The following is a 22,711-nucleotide window of genomic DNA, read 5'->3' as shown; positions in this document are numbered from 1 at the left end:
GAGGGGCGAGGCACGGTCACCATCGACGGCGGTCAGAGCGTCGCAGTGTTCGGAGCCGGCCGGGCGGGGGAGTCGGCGAGCTGCTCGTCGGTGGGCCGGACAGTGGCTGGCGGCTCGGCCACCCGGGCGGCCGTCACGGCGGGCCGGGCCGGCGCGGCGGCGGCCGGACCGGCGGTCGCGGCGAACACGCCGCCGAGACCGACGGCGAGCACCAGGGCGGTCAGGGCCAGCCGGGTCAGATCGCGCAGCGTCGCCAGCCGGAACGGGCGGGTGGACGCTACGGGCAGCACCATTCCAACCTAGCGCCACCCGACGGCGTACGCAGCGGAGCGACGGCGCCGACCGGCGTGAGTCGGGCCACTCGGTCCCAGGTGGACGGACCTTTCCCTGATCGGGGTACGACCTCGCTCTGCCGCCGGGGCCTTGACGGGGAACGGCCCACCCGGAGCCTCCGGGTGGGCCGTTCTCGTGGGTCAGGTCAGCGCTCGCCGCCGAGCACCGGTGGGGCGTTGTCGGCGCCGTCGTGCCACACCATCTCGTCCTCGGTGAGCCAGGTCAGCCGTTCGTCGTTCTCGTCCGCGCCGTGTTGGCCGCGCCCGCCGATCACGCCGTTGCGGCCGGTGCCGGCGGCGGAGCGGTTCTCCATGCCGGTGGCGCCGGTGCCCGGCCGGACCGGCGTCGCGCCGGACACCCGGCCGGAGGAGGCCAGCGCACCGGTGCCGAGCACCCCGCCGGCCGCGATGCCGGCGGCCCCGCCGAACGACATGCCCGAGCCGGCGCCCGTCGTCGTGGTGCCCGCGCCAGCCAGGCCGCCACCGGACACCAGCGTGCCACCGGTCAGCGGCTCGGCGCCCGCGAGCGAGGTGCCGGTGTTGGCGGGGCTGCCGCCGACGACCGACGTGGTGGTCGTGCTGGGGCCGTGACCGCCGATGGCGGTGCCGGTGTCGCCGGAACCGGTCGTCGGGCCGTGCGCCGGGCTGTTGTGGGTGGACACCGTGGCGCCGCCACCCGGAACGGCGTCGCCGGTGACGGGCGCGGGCCGCGGGCTGCCCACCGGTGGGACGGCCCTGGCCGTGGTGCCGTTCCGATCGGCGTCACCCGGCAGCCGCGGCGGCGGGGCCGGCGGGTCGACGACCCGGCCGTACGAGGCGACCTCGTAGCCCGCGGCCAGGTCGGCCACCACCTGCACCATCCGCTGGTGGGCCTTCTCCTGCTCGGCCCTGTCCTGCTGGTGGCCCATGATGCCGCCGACGATCATCCCCGGCACGCCGAGGATCAGGCCCTTGGTCGCCCCGTCGATCGCCTTGTCGTGGTCGTCGGTGGCCTCCGGGCTCTCCGCCTGCCGCTGGGCGGTGCGCAGCTGACCGGCCATCAGGGTGAGGGCCTGCCGCACGTCGGCCGTGCCCTCGGCGAGGTCGGCGGAGTAGCGTGCCACCAGCGACACCCGGTCGTGGAACTCGCGGGCGGCGTCGCCCGTCCAGGCGGGGGCCAGCTTGTCGAGGTCGGTGCCGAGGTCCCGGGAGAGGCCGTCGAGCGTGTCCCGCAGGGAACTCCAGTGGCTGGCCAGCTCGTCGACCTGCTTCGGGTCGCCGGCGTGCACCGCGTCGTAGAGCTCGCGGTGGCTGACGTGCTGATAGCGCTGGGTGTACTCAGACACGACTGTCCCCCCGCTCCTTGAGCGCCTCGTCCACCCCGTTGAGCGCGGCCTCGATGTCGGCGGCGTTCGCCGCGTTGCGCGCCTCGGTGGTGCGGTAGTTCGTCATGATCGTGCTCGTCGCCGTCCGGGACGCCTCGACCGCCTGGCGCAGCCGGGCGACCCGCTCGGCGTAGCTCGCCTGCATCTCGCTGTAGTGGCGGGCGTTGTTGCTGGCGTCGGTGAAGGAACCGAGCGCGGGCGGACGGCACTGCAGCTCGGTGGTGAGCTTCCTGAGCGCCGTCTCGGCCTGGGTCAGCCGGTCCGCCAACCGCTGGTGAAAGTCCTCGAGGGACAGTACGTCGACTGTCGTACGCCCGGTCATGGCAGCATCCCCGTTGTCCATAGTCGATACCGTCGGCCGTGCCCAGGTTAGTCGACCGGCGCCAGCCGGGGCGACCCGTGAACCGGCCGTCCCACGCCTCAGCCGCCCTGCGCCGGCGCCTCGGTGGCCGCCTTCGCCGCCGGCGACGCGGTGCCGGGGCCGTCGGCGGGGGCGAAGTAGGCCAACGCGTCCTGCCGCTGCAACGTCGGGCCGGTCGGGATCAGCGAGAGCAGCGACGCCGGTACGACCAGCGGCTTCACCCCGCCGTAGCCGAGCGCGGTGGTCGTCTCGCCCGAGGGCCTGCCCAGCGGGTACCGCACCCCCTGCGGGGTGATCAGGTAGATCGTGGCCCCGGCCGCCGCCTCGGTGCTCTCACCGGCGCCCGGGGCGGCCTGGACCAGCACACCCTTGCCTCCGGGCAGGAGCACCTCCTCGGCCGTCTCGACGGCGTCGCGCGGGCCCTGCCGCACCGCCGCCGCGCCGTTCGTGCCGGAGAGCTCGGCCGGCGTCCGGTCGAAGACCTCCAGTGTGGTGGTCGGCGGCCCGCCGGCGGGCCCGGGCCGGTAGCTCGCGCAGACCACCGTCTGCCCCGGGCGGACCGGGTGCAGCGCGGGCAGCGCCTGCGGCATGCCCTCCGGCTCCAGCCGCCGGTCGGACAGCTCGCCCACCTGGTCCGGGCTGATGTCGGTCACCTGACCGCCGTCGCTCTGCAGGAGCAGGGCGCTCACCTCGCCGATCGAGACCAGGCCGTCGCGGGTCAGCACGTAGTGCTCGCCCGCGGCGCGGAACACCTGGCCGATCCGGGCCGAGCGGCCGCCGACCGACCGGCGGCTCGGCGTGCCGTCGCCGTCGATGCCCAGCTCCCGCAGCGCCGGCCCGGCCGGCACCGCGTTGAGCAGTTGCGCGCCGACGTCGAGGACGGTGGCGTTGGCCATTCTCAGCGCGGCCAGCGCCGGGTCCCCGCCGACGATCTGGAGTCGGGAGCCGCCGGTGAGCAGGAAGCGTTGCCCGTCGTCGCGCACCAGCACCGCCTTGTCCGCCAGCGGCGTCCCGCCGGTCAGCGGCCGGTTGATCACCACCCGGGTGGTCGACCGCCGGGAGTCGCCCGGGTCCGGCACGTCGCAGACCGACCAGGGGAGACCGACCAGCGACTTGCGGTCCGGCAGCGCGTCGGGCGCGCCGACGATGCCGACGGTACGACCCCGGGGCCGTTCGTCGATCGACGCGCGCGACATCGTCCGGGTCGGCGGGTCGGCCTCGTTGAGGATCAGCCGCGCCGAGGCGTAGTTCAACGTCGGGTACAGCACGCCGTCGGCGAAGAAGTACGTCGCGCCGGTCTCCCGCTCGATGACCAGCGTTTTCTCCTCCAGCGGGGCGGTGTTCCCGGTGAACTGGCCGTACGCCCCGGCTCCGCCGAGCACGATGGCGGCGGTGAGCACGCTGCCGATGACGGCCATGCCCAGCCGCCGCATCGGCAGGTCGGTGGTCTCCGGGTCGCCGGAGAGCAGCGCGGAGACGATGCGGCGGGTGACGAAGCGGTACGCCTGCACCTGATCGCGGCGGGTCCGCATGATTGACCTCCGGCGGGGGTGGGTCCGCGACGATCAGGTCCGAACTCCGCCGCGGGCTTCCCTACGATAAGGGGCCGTGGGCGGGTCATCGGGACCCCCGCCCGTCCTCCGGCACCGCACCACCCCACCGGATGCCCATGATGTCCAGAAGGGACGCTCACCGATGACGCAGCTCCAGGCGCCACCCGGTCGTACCCCCGCCGTTCCCGCCGTCCCGGCCGACCGGCCGGTGGTGCCGGCCGACCGGCGCGGACGCGGTCGGATCGGTCCGGTCGCCGCCGGCCAGCTCGTCGTGCTGGAGCTCTGCGCGCTCGCCGTCTGGGCCGCGCTGGGCGGGCCCGGCTGGGTGGTCGGCGTGGTCGGTGGCCTGGCTCTGCTGGTGACGGCGGCGGCGTTCGCCCGGCGCGGCGGTCGCTGGTGGTACGAGGACCTGCTGCTGCGCCGCCGGCTGGGGCGCCGCCGCGAGCAGGCCCGGGCGGCCGTCGCCCGGGGTGCCGTGGTCGATCCCCGGCTGGCGGCGCTCACCCCCGAGCTGAATGTGATCGAACTCACCGAGCGGGGCACCCGGCTCGGCATCGGCCAGGACGGGCGTGGCTGGTTCGCCGCGGTGGCGCTGACCGGGCGGCCCGGGGCGCCGGCCGGATCGGTCGAGGCGTCGGTCGTGGACCGTGCCCTTCAGGTGCTCGCGGACTTCGCCGGCCCGGTCACCCTCACCCAGGTCGTGTCGCACACCCTGGTCTGGTACCCGGCGCCGGGCGCGCCGCCGGCCGCCCACCGGACGGTCTGGGTGGCGCTGCGCCTGTCGGTGCCGGACGCCCGTACCGAGGCGGTGACCCGCGGCGGCGGGATGCGCGGCGTGCATCGCACGGTCGCGGCCGGCGTGGGACGGCTGGGCAAGGCGTTGAACGCGGCCGGGCTGAGTCACCGGGTGCTCGGCCGGGACGAGCTGCGCGCGGCGGTGGTCTCCGCGGCCGGCCTCGACCTCGCTCCGGCGGCCCCGACGGAGACCTGGACCGGCCTGCGCGGCGGCGGCTGGACGCAGCTCTGCCTGACCCTGCGCAAGCGGCCCGAGGCGTCGCTGGGCACCCTGGTGGACGCGGTCACCTCGACCTCGGCCCCGTCGCACACGGTGGCGGCGGTGGTGGTGCCGGGCGATCGGCCGATGCCGCCGCTGCTGCGCGTCGCCGCCATGGACGGCCACGTCGAGGCCCTGGTCAAGGTGGTCCGCGACATGGCCCGCCGGTGCGGCATCCCGGCCCGGCCGCTGGACGGCCAGCACGGGCCCGGGGTCTACGCCACCACGCCGGTCGCCACCGCGGCCGGCACGATCAGGGTCGGAGATTGACGATCCAGCCGTAGAGCCCGCACACCCAGAACGCCAGCGGCACCAGCGAGACGATCAGCAGGATCTCGACGATGTCCAGGGTCCGGCCCCAGACCGGCGAGATCCGCTTGCCCGCCACGCTCAGGCCGTAGATCAGGCTGACCACCGCGGTCAGCAGCAGGCCGCCGAGGACCAGCCCGAGCCGCGTCGCCAGCGAACCCCCGGCGAAGATGGCCGCCGCGGTGAGGGCCAGCCCCGCGGTGCCGGCGAAGAGCACCGGGGTGCGCTGGGCGCGCCCGATGAACGGCCGGGCCCGCAGCAGCGACAGCAGCGCCAGCACCAGGCAGAGCAGCACCGCGGGCAACCGGCCGTTGCCGGCGAGCACCACCTGGCTGCCCAGCACCAGCAGCGACACCGTCCACAGCAGCCCGGTGAGGAACTGGTCGGCCCGCTCGCTCAGCCGCAGCACCCGGCGGCCGTCGACCGTCTCGGTGTCGGTCTTCAGGTCGTCCGGGCCGGTGGGGATGGACGGCACGGGCAGCCGGGCCAGCCGGTAGGCGATCATCGGCAACGCCGGCAGTGTCGCGAATGCGACAGTCGCGACGATGGCGGCGACGGCCGCCGCCCCGATGCCGAAGGCCAGCGAGAGCAGCGCGCCGAGACCCACCGCCGTGCCGACCGCCACGGCCCCGAAGAACAGCGGCATCCGGTCGCCGACAGCCAGCGCGGCGACCGCGGCGAAGAGCACCACGGCGGTACCGGCCAGCAGCACGTGCGGGCTGGCCAGCTCGGTCAGCTTCCGGTCGCCGGCCAGCACCAGCAGGCCGCCGACGGCGGCGTACCCGAGGCCGGCCAGGGCGAGCACCGAGCCGGTCCGGCTGTCGCCGGCCGCCCGGGACAGCACCGCCGCGCCCACCACCAGCAGGACCGCCATCAGCAGGGCGGCCACCGCGCCGGGCAGCTGCGGCGGGCCGGTGAGCAGCGTCACCGCCGCGCCGACCCCCAGCGTCACCGCGGCCAGCAGCACCGAGAACGAGCGGGTGGTGCCGACCTGCCAGGTGCCGGCGCGCTGCGTGGTGGCCGTCGCGACCGCGTCCACCACGTCATCGAAGACGATTTCCGGGGCCGCCGCCGCGCGCGGGTTGAAGTACAGCACCTCGCCGTCGCGGACCCCGAGCTGCGCGGCGGTACGACCGCCGTCGAGTGGCTGGCCGCCGAGCCGGGCCAGGCTCCAGCCACCGTGCCGTACGCCCTCGTCGGCCAGGTCCTCGCCGGCGTACCTGAGCAGGGTGGGGAGCAGGTCGGCCAGCGGCACGTCGGACGGGAGCGCGAGATCCATTCTCGTCCGGGGTGCCACGATGGTGATCCGGCTCAACCCGCCGGTCGCCGACTTCGTCGCCATTGTGGCCTCCTCGTGCTCTGTCAGATCCACCTCGGCCGGCGGCCTCGCCCCCGTGGGTCCACGACGCCCACGGGAGATTACCTACGATGGCGGGCACGTACGATGCCCACCCGACGACTCAGGTCGGTCGCGAAACCGCATCAGGGCCGCTTCTGGGGAGGAGACAGCCGTGAGCACCGTGGTGTTCCGCCGGCTTCCGCGTCAACCGGGACCCGCGCTGCCGCGCGGCGAGGTGCTGCTGGAGTCCCCTCCGGAGCTGCCCGAACAGACGCCCCGAGGCATGGGCCAGCTGTTGATGATCCTGCCGATGATGTGTGGCGTCGGCGCGATGGCGTTCCTCTACGCTGGCCGGGGCGGCGGCATGATGACGTACGTCGCCGGCGGCCTGTTCGGCGTGTCCATGTTGGGCATGGCGATCGGCACGCTCGGCAACGGCGGCAACGACAAGGCCGAGCTGAACGCCGAGCGGCGCGACTACATGCGCTACCTGGCCCAGATGCGCAAGCGCACCCGGCGCGCCGCCGAGCAGCAGCGGGCCGCGATGACCTGGCGGCACCCGGAGCCGGACGCGCTCTGGTCGATCGCCGCGTCCCGGCGGATGTGGGAGCGGCGGATCACCGAGGACGACTTCGGGGAGGCCCGGGTCGCCACCGGCCCGCAGCGTCTCGCCGTGGAGATCGTTCCGCCGGAGACCAAGCCGGTGGAGGACCTGGAGCCGATGAGCGCGATCGCGCTGCGCCGGTTCGTCCGGGCCCACTCCAGCGTGCCCGAGCTGCCCACCGCGCTGTCGCTGCGGGCGTTCAGCCGGGTCGTGCTGCGCGGCGACCGCGAGCCGGTGCTGGACCTGATCCGGGCCGCGCTGGCCCAGCTGGCCACCTTCCACGCCCCGGACGACCTGATCCTGGCGGTGGTCGCCGCGCCCGACCGGCAGCAGGTGTGGGACTGGGTCAAGTGGCTGCCCCACGCCCACCACAGCGCGCGGACCGACGCCGCCGGCGCCCGCCGGCTCGTCTTCGCCAGCCTGGCCGAGGCCGAGGAGTCGCTCGCCGCCGAGCTGGCCGGGCGGCCCCGCTTCGCCCCGGAGGCCAAGCCGTTGACCACCGCCCCGCACGTGGTGGTGGTGATCGACGGCGGTGAGGTGTCGGCGACCTGCCAGCTGATGGGGCCGGGCCTGCTCGGCGCCACCACGATCGACCTCTCCGGCACCATCCCCCGCGACGCCGGCCGCTGGCTGCTCTGCCTGGACGCCGGTGACGGCAGCTCGCTGGAGCTGGTCCGGGGCAGCTCCAGCTCCCGGCTCGGCACGCCCGACCGGCTCAGCGCGGAGGCCGCCGAGGGGCTGGTCCGGCAGATCGCGCCGTACCGGCTCTCCCAGCAGCAGACCACCTCGGAGGAGCCGCTGGCCCGCAGCATGGAGCTGCCCGACCTGCTCGGCGTCGGCGACGCGGCGGCGGTCGACGTGCGGCAGACCTGGCGGCCCCGCAGCCACCGGGACCGGCTGCGCATCCCGCTCGGCGTGGGCCCGGACGGCAACGTGGTCGAGCTGGACTTCAAGGAGTCCGCGCACGAGGGCATGGGCCCACACGGCCTGATCATCGGCGCGACCGGCTCCGGCAAGAGCGAGCTACTGCGGACGATCGTCGGCGCGCTGGCGGTGACCCACTCGTCCGAGGAGCTCAACTTCGTCCTGGTCGACTTCAAGGGTGGCGCCACCTTCGCCTCGCTGGACGCGCTGCCGCACACCAGCGCGGTGATCACCAACCTGGCCGACGAGCTGCCGCTGGTCGACCGGATGCGCGACGCGCTCGCCGGTGAGATGACCCGCCGGCAGGAGGTGCTGCGGGCCGCCGGCAACTACGTCTCCCGGTTCGACTACGAGAAGGCCCGGGCGGCCGGTGAGCCGCTCGCCCCGATGCCGAGCCTGCTCATCATCTGCGACGAGTTCAGCGAGCTGCTGGCCGCCAAGCCGGACTTCATCGACCTCTTCGTGATGATCGGCCGGCTGGGCCGCTCGCTGGGCGTCCACCTGCTGCTGGCCTCGCAGCGGCTGGAGGAGGGCAAGCTGCGCGGACTCGACACCCACCTGTCGTACCGGATCGGTCTGCGGACCTTCTCGGCCGTGGAGAGCCGGATCGTGCTCGGCGTGCCTGACGCGTACGAGCTGCCGAACGCGCCCGGCCACGGCTACCTGAAGACCGACACCAGCACCATGCTGCGGTTCCGGGCGGCGTACGTCTCCGGGCCGTACCGGGCGCCGGGGGAGAATCCCCGGTCGTCCCGGGCGCTGGTGCAGCGCCGGATCGTGCCGTACGGGGTGAACTTCGTGCCGGTGCAGGTCCCGCAGACGCCGGTCGAGGTGGCACCGGTCGAGGAGAAGCCGGCCGACGGCAAGGCCGTGGCGATGCTGGACGTGCTCATCGAGCAGCTCAACGGTCGGGGTGCCCCGGCCCACCAGGTGTGGCTGCCGCCGCTGGCCGAGCCGCCGAGCCTGTCGGAGCTGCTCCCGCCGCTGGCCGTCCACTCGACCTTCGGGCTGTGCACCGCGACCTGGCCGGGCCGGGGGCAGCTCACCGTCCCGGTCGGCGTGGTCGACCGCCCGTACGAGCAGCGGCGCGACCCGATGATGGTCGAGCTGGCGGGCGCGGGCGGCAACGTGGTCATCGTGGGCGCCTCGCTCAGCGGCAAGAGCACCCTGCTCCGCTCGATGATCGCCTCCCTGGCGCTCACCCACACCCCGCGCGAGGCGCAGTTCTTCTGCCTCGACTTCGGCGGCGGGGCGCTGCGCAGCCTGGACGGGTTGCCGCACGTCTCCGGGGTGGCCGGCCGCCGGGACACCGAGGCGGTGCGCCGTACGGTGGCCGAGGTGATGGCGGTCCTGGACGACCGGGAGACCCGCTTCGCCCAGCACGGCATCGACTCGGTCGCCAGCTACCGCCGGCGCCGGGCCGCCGGCGAGTTCGCCGACGACCCGTTCGGCGACGTCTTCCTGGTGGTGGACGGCTGGAACACGCTGCGCCAGGAGTACGAGGAGCTGGAGCAGACCATCACCAACCTGGCCAACCGCGGCCTGGGCTTCGGCGTGCACGTGGTGCTGACCGCGGTGCGCTGGGCGGAGATCCGGATCAACATGCGGGACCTGCTCGGCACCAAGCTGGAGCTGCGCCTGGGTGACGCCAACGAGTCGGAGATCGACCGGCGGGCCGCGGCGAACGTGCCGACCGGTGCGCCGGGCCGCGGCCTCACCCGGGACAAGCTGCACTTCCTGACCGCGGTCTCCCGGATCGACAACCGGCGCGACATCGACGACCTGACCGAGGCGTCGGTCAAGCTGGCCAGGCACGTCGCGGACGCCTGGCCGGGTGATCCGGCCCCGAAGGTGCGGCTGCTGCCGCGCAAGCTGCCCTTCACCGAGCTGGTCCGGATCGTGGACCGGTCGGCGCCCGGCCTGCCGATCGGCGTCAACGAGTCGGCGCTCGCGCCGGTCCACCTCGACCTGGCGACCGAGCCGCACCTCACGGTCTTCGGCGACGTGGAGTGCGGCAAGACCAACGTGCTGCGGCTGATCGCCCGGGGCATCACCGAGCGGTACACCCCGGCCCAGGCGCGGATCGTGATCGCCGACTACCGGCGTGGCCTGCTCGGCGCGGTCGAGGGTGATCACCTGCTCGACTACGCGCCGTCGAACCAGGTGTTCAGCCAGGGCCTCGGGTCGATCCGCAACGCCTTGCAGAACCGGCTGCCCGGGCCGGACGTCACGACCGCGCAGCTGCGCGACCGCAGCTGGTGGAAGGGGCCGGACCTCTACATCCTGGTCGACGACTACGACCTGGTCGCCTCGGGCGGCAGCAATCCGCTCAGCACCCTGCACGAGCTGCTGCCCCAGGCCCGTGACATCGGCCTGCACCTGATCATCACGCGGCGGGCCGGCGGCATCGCCCGAGCCCTCTACGAGCCGGTGCTGCAACGCCTGCGCGAGCTGGACTCGCCGGGCCTGCTGATGTCCGGCAACCGCGAGGAGGGCGCGATCTTCGGCGCGCTGCGCCCCAGCCCGCAGCCGCCCGGCCGGGGCACCCTGGTGCGTCGCCGGGACGGCCAGCAGCTGATCCAGACCGCCTGGGTCGAGCCGGTGTGACCGGGGCGGCCGGGCCGCCGCCCGGTCGCCCCCACCCGGCGGTCGAGCTGGTCGGCAGGTGGGAACCCCTCGACGCGAGGCGGCGGCTCCGTCCACAATGTGTCACGGAGCGTATCGGTGCCGGCTCGGGCAGGGCTGCGCGGGCTTGGCACGGTGGGTTACCGTCTCATACGGAGTGTCCGTCGGTGGGGTGTTGGCCTTGCCGCGGGGGAGGGCGCGGCAGTTCCGCCGCCACAACATGACGGAAGGGTGTGAAGCATGGCGTTCGAGGTCGAAGCAGCGACTCTGCATACCGCCGCGAGTGACGTGCGGTCCACGCGCAGCGAGGTCGACGGCGAGCTGAAGAAGCTGTGGAACGTGGTCGACGACCTGGCCATCGCCTGGAAGGGACAGGCGTCCACGGGCTTCCAGTCGCTGATGACGCGCTGGAACGAGGACACGGTCAAGCTGCTGACGGCGATGGACGACATCGCCGACCTGCTCGACAAGTCGGGTACGACGCACCAGGTCAACGACGAAGAGCAGCAGCAGATGCTGGACAAGTTCCACTCTGCTCTCAACCCGTGATCCGCCGAGAAGAGCAGGGGAGGAAATCATGAGCATCAAGGTTGACTACGCAGTCCTCGAGAGCGCCAACCAGCAGATGCAGTCCATCTCGCGGACCATCGACGAGAAGCTGGACACGCTGCGGTCGATGCTGTCGAAGCTCGAGTGGGACGGCCAGGACCGGGCCGCCTACGAGCAGCACCAGGCGCAGTGGGACAGCGCTGTCCGCGACATCAACCGCATCCTGAACGAGATCGGCGGTGCGGTCGGTGTGGCTCGCGAGAACTACGTCTCCACCGAGATGAGCAACGCCAAGGTGTGGGGCTGAGATAATCAGCCGTCGCGGCTCCGGTCCGGCTCGACCGGGCCGGAGCCGCACTGCGTTGCGAGCCGCCGACGTCCTGGGAGTGTCATGCGTACGCGGAAGAGTCTCCGGCCGGTGCTGAGGTCCACCGTGGCCGCACTGGCCCTGGTGGTTGCCGCCGGCACGGTGCCGTTGGTGGCGCCGGCGCCGGCCCGTGCCGCCGACACGGTACGTGGCCTCCAGTGGTACCTCGACGAGCTGAAGATCCCGCAGGCCCACAAGATCACCAAGGGGCGCGGCGTGGTCGTCGCCGTCCTCGACACCGGCGTCGAACCCGACGTCCCCGACCTGCGCGGCCAGGTCCTCCCCGGCTACGGCACCGGCGCGGACGCGTCCGCGAAGGGCTGGGGCACCGACGACAAGATCGCGCACGGCACGGCCATGGCGGGCATCATCGCCGGGCGTGGCGGCGGGGTGACGCGGGAGCTCGGCATCGCGCCGGAGGCGAAGATCCTGCCGGTCTCCATCGGCGGGACGCTTGACGCCGGAGAGCTCGCGGAGGCCATCCGCTGGGCGGTCGACCACGGCGCGGACGTGGTCAACATGTCCGTGGGCGACAATCGGGCGGCGACGCCGGACGAGGTGGCGGCCGTCCGCTACGCCCTCGACAAGGGCGTGGTGCTCGTCGCCGCCGCCGGCAACACCAAGCAGGGCTACGTCGACATCGCCACGCCGGCGGACATCCCCGGAGTCATCGCGGTGACCGGCCTGGCCAAGGACGGCTCCTTCTTCAGCGGCAGCGTGCGGGGCCCGGAGGCGGTGCTGGCCGCGCCGATGGAGAAGATCATCGCACCGCTGCCCACCTCGGTGTCCGACAACGGCTACGGCGTGGGCAACGGCACCAGTGAGTCGGCGGCGATCGTGTCCGGCCTGGCGGCGCTGGTCCGGGCCAGATACCCCGACCTGGACGCGGCGAACGTGGTGAACCGGCTGATCCGTACCGCCCAGGACCGGGGTCCCGCCGGCCGGGACGACGAGTACGGCTTCGGGGCGGTGGACCCGGTGGCGGCGCTGACCCGCTCGGTGCCGACCGTGTCGAGCAACCCGCTGCTGGCCGGCGCGCCCGCCGGGGGTGACGCGGAGAAGGAGTCGCAGCCGCTGCCGGAGCGGTCGCAGGACGACGGCCCGCTCGTCGCGTTCGGCGTGAAGAACGGCACCGGCGCCCTGATCCAGGGCGTGCTCTGCCTGTTGGTGCCGATCGCGGTGGCGATCCTGGTGATCGTGCTGGTCCGCCGTTCCCGCCGCCGCCCGGTCACCCCGCCGGCCGGCCCCGGCGTCCCGCCGCCACCCGGCCACCCCGTGCCGCCGGCCACTGTGCCGGGCGCCCGTGGCCCGTACCCACCGGCCGGTACCGCGCCGTACGGGGCGCCCGGAGCGGTCCCGCCGCAGGCGCCGGGCGCCTACTACGGCCCGCCCGGTGCGGCACCGCAGGGCGCCCCCTGGCCCCAGCCCGGGGCGACGCCCCCACCGCCGGCCCCGCCGGGCCCCGGCGGGCACCACCAGTAAGCCAGAGAGTCTGTCGGCGACGGGGAGGAACCGATGACGGACGACAGGACGCAGCAGTCGGACAGGATCGAGATCGACACGCCCAACGTCCCGGTGGCACCCACCATCACGCCGTTCGTCTACTACGACGGCGTCTCGTTGGACAACGTCAACAAGGCGCACAAGCCGACGCACCTCACCCCCGCCCCCGGCGGGGCAGGTGCCAAGACGGAGTGGGACGCCTCGACCCTCGACAAGGCGATCACGTGGCTGGACGACCACGCCGAGTTCCTCAACCAGCAGTCGTACAAGATGGAAGAGGACATCCGGAAGTGGATGCGCAACAGCGCCTCGACGGTGCCGGGCGCAGGCGGTGAGAAGAGCCCGCTCGGCAGCTTCGAGCGGGCCAACGCCCTCGCCACGAAGCACGCCGGTCTCTACGAGAGCACCCAGCGGAGGCTGCGGGACCTCGCCGGTGAGCTCTGGAAGGCCGCCAACGCGCTTCGGAAGGTCAAGGAGAACTACGACACGGCCGATGAGCGCAACAGGATGAACGCCAACCAGATGGAGAACGCCTTCAACAGCGCGTCCAGCCGCGCCGGGAAGAACTGAGTCGGGGGAGGCGGCAGATGCCGAGTTGGGAAGAGATGTGCCAGCAGATCGTCATCGACGGCAGGCCCGGTGACGTCACCAGCGCCGCCTTCGGCTGGGAACAGTTGCTGAAGAACCTGACCACGGTCAAGCAGAACCTCGAGACCAACGTCAAGGACCTCGGCGAGACCTGGAAGGGTCCGGCGTACGAGGCGTTCAAGACCCACATCGAGGGGCTCGCGAAGAGCACCGGCGAGGTGGTCGCCGATGCCGAGAGCCGGGGCGGCATCGTGCACTCGCTGAAGGACGCCGCGGACAAGCTGAGCGCCGCTCAGGCCGAGTTCCCGGTTCCGGCGAGCTGCGTCAACGACGTGCTGGAGGCCCGCAACGGCCGGATCACGATCAGCGCCGGGTTCTTCGAGATGAAGGTCAAGCCGGACTTCCTCGGCCTGGCCGACCCGATCAGCTCGATGGTCGACTGGTTCAACGACAAGACCGGCGACGCCACCAAGGTCTACGAGCAGGTCAGCGGGCACTACCTGGCGATCGATTCGAATCTCGACGAGCCGAGCAACACCAGGAACCCCACGCTCGACGACGGCTTCGAGAAGCCGAAACTCGACGATGGCGGCGGTGGTGGTGGCAACGGCAAGGTGCCGGACATCGGCGGAAAGCCCCCCGTGGGGAGTCTCGGCGACAAGCCCCCGGGGGGCGGCTTCGACCGGCCCCCCAGCCTCGGCACGGGCGATCCAGCCATCGGCTCCGGTGCCCACCCCGACCTCTCCTCGGGCGCCGGCGGCTACGGCGGCAGCGGCTACACCCCGGGCGGCACCGGCAGCCTCGGCGACGAGTACGGCAGCGGTCTGGCCGGTGCCGGCGGCGCCGGCACCCTGCCCGGCACGGGTGGCGGTGGCCTGCCGAGCACCACGGGTCTCGGTTCCGGTGGCGGTCCCGGCGGTGGTACCGGTCTCGGCGGCGCCGGCGGCGTGATCCCCGGCGGTGGCGCCCTCGGCAAGGCGGTCGCCAGCGGCATGCCCGGGATGATGGGTGGCGGGGCCGGTGCGGGTCGCGGCGCCGGAGGTCGGCTCGGCGGCGGCATGGGCGGGATGGCCGGCGGCATGGGCGGCGCGGGCCGTGGCGGTGCCGGCAAGGGCGCGGCCGGGGCCGTCCGGGGTGCCGGCGCGAAGGGCGGCATGGCCGGCATGGGCGGTGGCCACGGTGCCGGCTACGGCGAGGAGGAGGCTCCCCGCAACAGTTGGCTGGAGGAGGACGAGGACGTCTGGGGCGCGGACGGCGGCGCCGCGCCCGGCATCCTGCGCTGAGGCTTTGAACCGGAGCGCCGCCCGCGGTCACGTGGGCGGCGCTCCGCCGTCGGGTCGCCATCCCGCGCTGTCGGCCGTGCGGGCTGTCCACCGGCCACGCGGGAGGGAGCCGTCGGCCGTCAGATCAGCCGTCCGCCGTCCGCCGTCCGTCGCCGGTCAGGCGTCGGCGGTCTCGGTGCGGCGGCCGGGCCGCCACCTCCGCCGGCGGCCCAGGGCCACGATCGGTCGGGCGGCCAGCAACGCCACGGCGAGCACCGCCGCGGCCCCGGCGACCCAGAGCGCCACGGTGCGCTGCCAGCCCAGCGGGTCGGCCGCTGCGGCGGGTGGCGGCATCGCCCCGACCGGCGGGTCGGTCCGGGTGCCGAGCAGGCTGGTCAGCGCCCGGTACGGGTTCACCACTCCGTACCCGAGCTCGGGGTTGTGCCCCTCGGGCGGGTTGTCGGCGGTGCGGGTGAGCCGGTAGGCGACCTGTTCCGGGGTGAGTTCGGGCCGGGCGGAGCGGATCAGCGCCGCCGCACCGGAGACGTACGCGGCGGCGAAGCTGGTGCCGCCCTGCGGCTCGGCGCGGTAGCCCTGACCGGACGGGGCCGGGCCGACGATGTCCAGCCCGGGGGCGGCGATGTCCACGTAGTTGCCGCTGACCGAGCTGCCGACATGGGCGCCCTCCCGGTCGACCCCGGCCACCGCGATCACCCCCGGGTACGCGGCCGGGTACGCCGGCAGGTCCTGCTGCTCCTGCTTCCGGTTGCCGGCGGCGGCCACGATCACGACGCCCTTGCCGAGCGCGTAGTCCACGGCGCGGGCGAGTTCGGGGTGGTCGACGGTGACCAGCGACAGGTTGATCACCTGGACGCCCTGGTCGGCCGACCAGCGGATCGCGTTCGCGATCTGCACGGGCAGCCCGAGGTCGCTGGTGCGCTCAGTGTTGGGCAGCACCCGGACCGGCAGGATCCGGGCCGCGGGGGCGATGCCGCTGTACGGGGCGCCGGTGTCGTCCCGCCCGGCGATGATCCCCGCGACCATGGTGCCGTGGCCGGCCAGGTCGCACCGGCCCTGCATCAGGGCCAGGCCGTTGAAGTCGCGGCCCTCGCGCACCTGCCCCTTGAGCAGCGGGTGGGTGGGGGAGACGCCGGAGTCGATCACTGCCACGGTGACCCGCTCACCCCGGGTGATCCGCCAGGCGGACGCCGGGTCGAGCCGGCGCAGCGCCCACGGCGTCTCGGCGGGGGCGACGCCGCCGGCCGGGCTGGGGCAGTTCGGGGCCGCCACGGCCGGTGCCGGCGGCACGACGAGCGAGGCGAGCAGGGTCGCCAACACTCCACCGAGGACCGTCCGGGATGGACGCCCGGCGGGCCCGGTCACCGCCGTCCCAGCCGGCCGGAAGCTCTCGCGCACGTGCTGAGATTACCGCCGCCGCGCCGGCTGCGGGGCGACGGGCGTCCTGGTTGCCTCCGCACGCGCCTCGCACCCGAGGTGAACGGCGCCCGGACGGATGGGCGAACCCGTCGTGAGGAGGCGGGACGGCGGTCGGCGGGCGAGCTCCGCCCATGATGCCGGAACGGTGGACGGGCCTGCCGGTGGGTGCCCAGCCGCCCCGGGTGGGAGACGGCGGCGGCGGTCAGGAGGTGGATTCGGCGGTCTCGCCGGTGAAGAGGGCGAGCAGGTCGCCCACCTGGCGGTCGGCCTCGGCCGGGTGCCGGAAGTGGCCGCGCGGGTTGACCGTGTACTCGTTGCGTCGGCCCACCCGGGTGCGGCGCAGGTATCCGCCGGCCTCCAGGTCGGCGACGATCGCCTGGGCGGCCCGCTCCGTCACCCCCACCTCGTCGGCGACGTCCCGCAACCGGGCGGTGGGGTTACGGGCGATGGCGAGCAGCACGTGCGCGTGGTTGGTGAGGAAAGTCCAGTTCCGGGTGCTCCCGTTCTCCGCTGTCGTCGCCATGCCCGTCATGGTATGGCCAGCCCGTCGACTTTACGGCCCTGGCCTCCCCGCACCGGAACCTTTGCGGCTCGACCCGGCCGGACCCGGCCGCTGGCGCCGAGGGAAAGCATGAAATCCATATCACGTAAAGCTTGACGTATCTTTCGCCGGGTGTGACCGTGGGGAGTGAGGCCGCCTCCGTCGCCGGCCGGTGTGACCAGGTCGACCACGCGAGGGACCCGAGGTGAGGCAATGACCCTGACCGATCCGATGCAGGCGCTCGTCGAACTGCACGCCGGCAACCGGCGCTTCGTCACGGGCGCGCAGCGCCACCCCAACCAGGACTCCCGCCACCGGGCGGCGGTCGCCGACGGGCAGCACCCGTTCGCGGTGATCGTGGGCTGCTCCGACTCCCGCCTCGCTGCCGAGATCATCTTCGACCGCGGCCTGGGTGACCTCTTCGTGGTCCGGACCGCCGGGCACACCGCCGGCCCGGAGGTGCTGGGCAGCGTCGAGTACGCGGTGAGCGTGCTGGGCACCCCGCTGGTGGTGGTGCTCGGCCACGACTCCTGCGGGGCCGTGCAGGCCGCCCGGGACGCCGCGCGTACCGGCACGTCGCCCGTCGGCCACCTGCGGGCGGTGGTGGACGCGGTGGCGCCCAGCCTGCGGCGGGCCGCCGAGCAGGGCGTCGACGACATCGACGAGATCGTGGACATCCACATCGCGCACACCGTGGAGGCGCTGCTCGGCAACTCCGCCGTCCTGGCCGGTGCGGTCGCCGCCGGGCGGTGCGCGGTGGTCGGCATGTCGTACCGGCTCACCGCCGGCGAGGTGCGGACGGTGGCCGCCGGCGGGTCCGCTGCCGCACCGGCCCAGGCCGACCGCGCGGCCGCCGTCGCCGGCTGAACCACCCGACGCGACGAGGGCCGCCCCCACCGGGGACGGCCCTCGTTCGGTACGCGTCGTGCGCTACAACATCGACATGTGCACGTGGTCGGTGTGGTTCGACGGTCCGCTGTACGACCTCCACCCGGTCGCCGGGAACCAGATCTGCCGGTTCCAGATGACGTAGTAGATGCCGAGCCGGTCGGCGTTGCGGATCAGGAACGCGGCGAGGTTGTTGCCGTACATCCGGGTGTCGTTGTTGTACCACGGGGCGAAGCCGCTTCTCTGCAACGACCAGTCGCAGGCCTTGCCCTTCGGATGCTCCCACGGCCCGCCCGACCGGTAGCAGCCCGCGAACCGGCTGAAGCCGGCCCGCCGGACCTCCTTGTACGCGTGCAGGGTGCGCGGCGTGATGAGGCCCGAGGTGGTCGGGTCGTTCTCGGTGCGCGACTCGGAGCGCCAGCCGCCGTCCGCCGTCCGGCCGGGGCCGATCCGGGCGACCGGCGACGTCGCGTCGACCAGGCCGCCGGTGAAGCCCCGGCCGCCCACCAGCGCGAGCGCCTTCTCCGCCTCGCGGCTCTCCCGGGCCATGTCGTTGGCGAGCTTCTGCTGCTCGCGCACCTCGGCGTCGAGCGCCAGCTTGGCCTGCTCCGCGCGGTTCTTGGCGGCGGTGACCTCGGCCAGCTTCTTCGCGTTCACCATGTTCAGTTCGTCGAGCGCGGCGGCGCGCCTGACGAACGAGTCCGGCGCGTCGCTCTCCAGCAGCATCGCCAGCGCGCCGATCCGGCCGGTCCGGTACGACTGCGCGGCGATCTGGGAGACCTGCGGCCGCAACGCCTCCAGCTGGTCCTGCGCGCGGCGCACCTCCAGCCCGAGCTGCTGCTGCCGCTTCTTGGACTTCCCCAGCTGCGTCTTGGCCTTCGAGTACTCGCGGTTGCGCAGCTCGATGACGTCGGTGAGCAGCTTGGGCTCGTCGTCCTCCTCGTGCCCCGAGGGGGTGGGGGTCGAGGGAGCGGCGATCGCGGCTGTCGGCCCGGCGAGGATGGCCAGGGCGGCGAACACGGCCACCACCGGTGTCAACCAGCGGCGCAGGGGTGCCGTCACAGTGTTCCCTTCCGTCGACCGCCGACCGGGTTAGCTGACGGGTTCGGGACGGAAGTGGCCCCTACCGCTCGCGCGGATTCACCCCATGTACCTGGTTCCCCGGCTCGCCGTACGGCGATTGGGCGGCGGCACCGCAGGCGCCGCAGCGCGCCTTCGGCGGTGGCCGGCAGCGAGGTTACCTGACAGCCGTGCCGGGGATCTACGTCCAGAACCCGACTAATCGCGTTATTTCGTCGTGGCGTTGCGTGACGAGTGACGCGTTCGTCAGGTTCCGCGTCGTCGTCGGTCACGCAGCGGAGTTTCACCATGCGGCGTCCGTGCTCCTTTCCGGGTCGGGCCACCGTGCGGGGCCCGGGGTGGACGGTCCGCCGTGACCCGGCGCGCTCAGCGCCTCGAGCGCCGCGTCCCGCTCGACGGAGGGGCGGGGCGTGGGCGCCGGACCGGAACCCCGCGCCGGGTCGGCCGTCGGGCCACGGCCGGCGGTGGCCACCAGCGCGGCCAGCCCGGTGGTCAGCGGCACTGCGGCGACCAGGCCGAGCGTCGCCACCGCGCTGCGGACGATCTCCTGGGCCAGGAACTCGCTGGTGAGGATCTGGCTCACCGGCCGGCTGTCGGCGGTGAGCAGGAGCAGCAGCGGCAGCGACGCGCCCGCGTACGCGAGCACGATGGTGTTGACCGTGGAGGCGATGTGCGCCCGGCCGACCCGGGTGGCGGCCCGGTAGAGCTGCGTCCGGGACAGCCCGGGGTTGGCGTGCGCCAGCTCGGTGACCGTGGCGGCCTGGGTGACGGTGACGTCGTCGAGCACGCCGAGCGAGCCGATGATGATGCCGGCCAGCAGCAGCCCGTGCAGGTCGACGTCGCGCTGGTACATCGACAGCGTGGTGGCCTCCTCGCTGCCGTACCCGGTCAGGTGGGTGGCGGCGGTGGCCAGCGTGCCGAGCAGCCCGGTCAGCACCAGGCTGCCCAGCGTGCCGAGGACCGCCACCGAGGTCTGCGCGGTGATCCCGTGGGTCAGGTACAGCACCACGAACATGATCAACGCCGAGCCGGTGACGGCGATCAGCAGCGGTGAGCCGCCCGCGGCGATCCCGGGCACCACGAAGGCCAGCAGGATGGCGAAGCTGGCGCCCAGCCCGGCCAGCGCGGCCAGCCCGCGCAGCCGGCCGAACGCCACGATCGCCGCCGCGAAGAGCGCCACCAGCAGCAGCAGGGGCTTGCCCCGCTGGTGCTCGGCGATCTGGTAGCTGCTGGCCGTGGTGTCGGCCGGGTCGGAGAGCTGGACCAGCACCACCTCGTCGCCGACCGCCACACTGGGCGCGCCCGGGCCGGCCGGCACCGGGGTCTCCACCTGGCTGCCGCTGTCCGGGCCCTGCTCGACCCGGACCGTCACCGTCCCGCACGGACCCTCGGCCGCCCCGGGCGACCCCTCGGGGGCCTCCGGCGTCGGCGGGCACGGTTCGGTCACCACCCGGGTCACCGTGCCGTGGTGGCGCGGCGGCTCGGTGCCGCCGTCGGCCTGCCCGGAGTCGCGCGGCCAGAGCACCAGCGCGGCGATCACCGTGACGACGAACAGCGGGACCACCGCCGCGACGAGGATCCGCCGCACCCCCGGTGGGGCGGGCGGAGCGGGGCGGGTGTGGTCGGCGCCCATTGCGAGTCTCCCAACGATCCAGAGCGGGGTACGTGTCAGCCGGCCGGTCGGTTCACCGGCGGGACGTGCGCACCGGGACGCGTACCCCCGGTCCCGCCGCCGGGTGCCGGCACGGTGACGGACGGCGAACGGGCGGCGCGATCGCCCGCGTGGCGACACGCCCGGGCGGGCGCGCACGGCAGCGGACCCCGGCGCGGTACGCGGGGCAGCGGTGGCTGCGGGCGGAGTGTCATGGTCGGCAAATGGTAGCCAGGGTCGGTGCGGGTCCGCCCGGTTCGTACCACCGGCAGCGCGTCCGCCGGGCATCTTTGGGGCATGGACCAGCACGCCGGCCACGCTCGGCACCCGGGGCCCGACCGGCCTCCCGGCCACGACGAACACGCCGGCCGAGGCGAACACGCCGGTCACGACAAGCACGCCGGCCACGACCCGGAGATGTTCCGCCGCCGGTTCTGGGTCTGCCTGGCGCTGACGCTGCCCGTGGTCGCCACCAGCCACCTGGTGATGGACTGGTTCGGCTACTCCCTGGAGTTCCCCGGGCGGTCCCTGGTCGGGCCGGTGCTCGGCTCGGTGGTCTTCTGGTGGGGTGGCTGGCCGTTCCTGGTCGGCGCCGTCCGCGAGGTGCGCGACCGGGCCCCGGGGATGATGCTGCTCATCGGGATGGCGATCACCGTCGCGTACGCCGCCTCGCTCGCCACCAGCCTCGGCGCCTTCGACCTGGACTTCTGGTGGGAGTTGGCCGCCCTGGTCACCATCATGCTGCTCGGGCACTGGCAGGAGATGAAGGCGATCGGCCAGGCGCGGGGCGCGCTCGCGGCGCTGGCCGCGCTGCTCCCGGACGACGCCGAGCGGGTCGGGCCGCAGGGCGGTACCGAGCGGGTGCCGGTGAGCCACCTGCGGGTGGGAGACGTGGTGCTGGTCCGCCCCGGTGGCCGGGTGCCGGCCGACGGGCGCGTCGTCGACGGTGCCGCCGAGCTGGACGAGTCGATGGTCACCGGCGAGTCCCGACCGGTGCCCCGGGCCGTCGGGGACCGGGTGGTCGCCGGCACCGTGGCCACCGACTCGGCGATCCGGGTACGCGTCGACGCGGTCGGCGACCAGACCACCCTGGCCGGCATCCAGCGTCTCGTGACGCAGGCGCAGCAGTCCGGCGGGCGGGCGCAGGTGCTGGCGGACCGCTTCGCCGCCTGGCTCTTCTACGTCGCCACCCTGACCGCCGTGCTGACCGCCCTGGTGTGGACCGCGTTGGGTGAGCGGAACGAGGCGGTGGTGCGCACCGTGACGGTCCTGGTGATCGCCTGCCCGCACGCGCTCGGCCTGGCCATCCCGCTGGTGATCGCACTCTCCACCGGGCTGGCCGCCCGCTCCGGCGTGCTGGTCCGCGACCGGCTGGCGCTGGAACGGATGCGCACCGTGGACGTGGTGCTCTTCGACAAGACCGGCACCCTCACCAAGGGTGAGCACGCGCTGGTCGGGGTCGCCGCCGCGCCGGGCCGCGACGAGGACGAGGTGCTGCGGCTCGCCGCCGGAGTCGAGGCGGACAGCGAGCACCCGCTGGCCCGGGCGATCGTCGCGGCCGCCGCCGGGCGCGGAGGCCCGGCCCCGGCCGCCGGGTTCCGCTCGCTGCCGGGGCGCGGGGTCCGGGCCGACATCGACGGTACGTCGTACGCGGTGGGGGGCCCCGCGCTCCTGCGCGAGCAGGGGCTGGAGCTGCCCGCGGCGCTGGAGCCGGCGGCCCGGCGCTGGGCGGAGCGCGGCGCGGTGGTGCTGCACCTGGTCCGCCTGCCGGACACCGTCCTCGGCCTGCTCGCCCTCGCCGACGAGGTACGCCCGGAGGCGCGGGAGGCGATTGCGGAGCTGCGCGCCGAGGGAGTCCGGACCATCGCGATGGTCACCGGGGACGCCCGGACGGTGGCCGAGGCGGTCGCCGCGGACCTCGGCTTCCGGCCCGGCGTCGACGAGGTCTTCGCCGAGGTGCTGCCCGCCGACAAGGACCAGCAGGTGGCCGAGCTGCAACGCCGGGGGCTCCGGGTGGCGATGGTCGGTGACGGGGTCAACGACGCGCCGGCGCTGGCCCGGGCCGATGTGGGGATCGCGATCGGGGCGGGCACCGACGTGGCGATCGAGTCGGCCGGGGTGGTGCTCGCCTCGTCCGACCCGCGGGGGGTCGCCGGGGTGGTCCGGCTCTCCCGCGCGGCGTACCGGAAGATGCGGCAGAACCTCGCCTGGGCGGCCGGCTACAACGTGGTGGCGCTGCCGCTGGCGGCGGGGGTGCTGGCCGGGGCGGGCGTGGCGCTCAGCCCGGCGCTCGCCGCGGTGCTGATGTCCGCCTCGACGATCGTGGTGGCGCTCAACGCCCAACTGCTGCGCCGGGTACGCCTTTGATCGTGGGAGGCGG

General features: G+C 74.1%; 18 protein-coding genes and 1 riboswitch. Of the genes, 9 read left to right on the top strand and 9 right to left on the bottom strand.

The window, feature by feature from the left end; translation table 11 throughout:
* Positions 1-32 precede the first annotated feature (32 nt).
* The 4 genes from AB0I41_RS18055 to eccB all read right to left on the bottom strand — a co-directional run bounded on the left by AB0I41_RS18055 (position 33) and on the right by eccB (position 3,589).
* Positions 33-290, bottom strand: coding sequence for a hypothetical protein (locus tag AB0I41_RS18055; protein WP_357108427.1), 258 nt, complete (start codon positions 288-290; stop codon positions 33-35).
* A 188-nt stretch (positions 291-478) separates the two neighbouring features.
* Positions 479-1,657 (bottom strand): hypothetical protein, encoded by a 1,179-nt coding sequence (locus AB0I41_RS18050; RefSeq protein WP_357108424.1) that lies wholly within the window; start codon positions 1,655-1,657, stop codon positions 479-481.
* Positions 1,650-2,018: a hypothetical protein gene (locus tag AB0I41_RS18045; RefSeq protein ID WP_357108422.1), complete on the bottom strand. Its 369-nt coding sequence runs from the start codon at positions 2,016-2,018 to the stop codon at positions 1,650-1,652. Before AB0I41_RS18045 ends, AB0I41_RS18050 begins: the two co-directional genes overlap by 8 nt.
* Before the next feature lie 98 nt (positions 2,019-2,116).
* Positions 2,117-3,589, bottom strand: a complete 1,473-nt coding sequence (gene eccB / locus AB0I41_RS18040; protein ID WP_357108419.1) for a type VII secretion protein EccB — start codon at positions 3,587-3,589, stop codon at positions 2,117-2,119.
* A 163-nt stretch (positions 3,590-3,752) separates the two neighbouring features.
* On the opposite strand from eccB, the gene AB0I41_RS18035 reads away from it, so the two are divergent.
* Positions 3,753-4,934 (top strand): type VII secretion protein EccE, encoded by a 1,182-nt coding sequence (locus AB0I41_RS18035; protein ID WP_357108416.1) that lies wholly within the window; start codon positions 3,753-3,755, stop codon positions 4,932-4,934.
* On the opposite strand, the gene eccD is transcribed toward AB0I41_RS18035, so the two are convergent.
* On the bottom strand, positions 4,918-6,315 hold the full coding sequence (eccD, locus tag AB0I41_RS18030) for a type VII secretion integral membrane protein EccD (protein WP_357108414.1): 1,398 nt from the start codon (positions 6,313-6,315) through the stop codon (positions 4,918-4,920). The two genes, AB0I41_RS18035 and eccD, sit on opposite strands and share 17 nt — an antisense overlap.
* Before the next feature lie 169 nt (positions 6,316-6,484).
* Here eccD and eccCa point away from each other — a divergent pair, with 169 nt between their 5' ends.
* From eccCa to AB0I41_RS18000, 6 genes are all read left to right on the top strand, one after another.
* Positions 6,485-10,447, top strand: a complete 3,963-nt coding sequence (gene eccCa / locus AB0I41_RS18025) for a type VII secretion protein EccCa (protein ID WP_357108412.1) — start codon at positions 6,485-6,487, stop codon at positions 10,445-10,447.
* 258 nt (positions 10,448-10,705) lie between these two features.
* Positions 10,706-11,014: a WXG100 family type VII secretion target gene (locus AB0I41_RS18020; protein ID WP_357108410.1), complete on the top strand. Its 309-nt coding sequence runs from the start codon at positions 10,706-10,708 to the stop codon at positions 11,012-11,014.
* A 28-nt stretch (positions 11,015-11,042) separates the two neighbouring features.
* Entirely contained in the window at positions 11,043-11,321 is a 279-nt protein-coding gene (locus tag AB0I41_RS18015; RefSeq protein ID WP_357108407.1) for a WXG100 family type VII secretion target, read from the top strand.
* Between the two features lie 111 nt (positions 11,322-11,432).
* A complete protein-coding gene (locus AB0I41_RS18010; protein ID WP_357108404.1) occupies positions 11,433-12,863 on the top strand; it encodes a S8 family serine peptidase in 1,431 nt (476 codons plus the stop codon).
* A 33-nt stretch (positions 12,864-12,896) separates the two neighbouring features.
* The gene (locus tag AB0I41_RS18005) at positions 12,897-13,454 is read left to right on the top strand and encodes a hypothetical protein (RefSeq protein WP_357108402.1); all 558 of its coding nucleotides are present in this window, start codon (positions 12,897-12,899) and stop codon (positions 13,452-13,454) included.
* Between the two features lie 17 nt (positions 13,455-13,471).
* Positions 13,472-14,755, top strand: a complete 1,284-nt coding sequence (locus tag AB0I41_RS18000) for a hypothetical protein (protein ID WP_357108399.1) — start codon at positions 13,472-13,474, stop codon at positions 14,753-14,755.
* Positions 14,756-14,911: 156 nt separating this feature from the next.
* Here AB0I41_RS18000 and mycP read toward each other — a convergent pair whose 3' ends face one another.
* The gene (gene mycP, locus AB0I41_RS17995) at positions 14,912-16,150 is read right to left on the bottom strand and encodes a type VII secretion-associated serine protease mycosin (RefSeq protein WP_357108396.1); all 1,239 of its coding nucleotides are present in this window, start codon (positions 16,148-16,150) and stop codon (positions 14,912-14,914) included.
* A 223-nt stretch (positions 16,151-16,373) separates the two neighbouring features.
* A complete protein-coding gene (locus AB0I41_RS17990) occupies positions 16,374-16,703 on the bottom strand; it encodes a helix-turn-helix domain-containing protein (RefSeq protein WP_357108393.1) in 330 nt (109 codons plus the stop codon).
* 222 nt (positions 16,704-16,925) lie between these two features.
* Between AB0I41_RS17990 and AB0I41_RS17985 the strand changes: the two genes are divergently transcribed.
* Complete coding sequence (locus AB0I41_RS17985) at positions 16,926-17,579, top strand: carbonic anhydrase (RefSeq protein ID WP_357108390.1); 654 nt, start codon at positions 16,926-16,928, stop codon at positions 17,577-17,579.
* A gap of 63 nt (positions 17,580-17,642) precedes the next feature.
* On the opposite strand, the gene AB0I41_RS17980 is transcribed toward AB0I41_RS17985, so the two are convergent.
* A complete protein-coding gene (locus AB0I41_RS17980; protein WP_357108387.1) occupies positions 17,643-18,662 on the bottom strand; it encodes a hypothetical protein in 1,020 nt (339 codons plus the stop codon).
* Positions 18,663-18,666: 4 nt separating this feature from the next.
* Positions 18,667-18,797, bottom strand: a riboswitch (cyclic di-AMP (ydaO/yuaA leader).
* A gap of 166 nt (positions 18,798-18,963) precedes the next feature.
* Positions 18,964-20,313, bottom strand: coding sequence for a YibE/F family protein (locus tag AB0I41_RS17975; RefSeq protein WP_357108384.1), 1,350 nt, complete (start codon positions 20,311-20,313; stop codon positions 18,964-18,966).
* A 435-nt stretch (positions 20,314-20,748) separates the two neighbouring features.
* Between AB0I41_RS17975 and AB0I41_RS17970 the strand changes: the two genes are divergently transcribed.
* On the top strand, positions 20,749-22,698 hold the full coding sequence (locus AB0I41_RS17970; RefSeq protein ID WP_357108450.1) for a heavy metal translocating P-type ATPase: 1,950 nt from the start codon (positions 20,749-20,751) through the stop codon (positions 22,696-22,698).
* The last annotated feature ends 13 nt before the right edge of the window (positions 22,699-22,711 follow it).

The sequence above is a fragment of the Micromonospora sp. NPDC050200 genome (assembly GCF_040656135.1).
Lineage (GTDB): Bacteria > Actinomycetota > Actinomycetes > Mycobacteriales > Micromonosporaceae > Micromonospora.
This window is presented reverse-complemented; position numbering and strand designations above follow the sequence as displayed.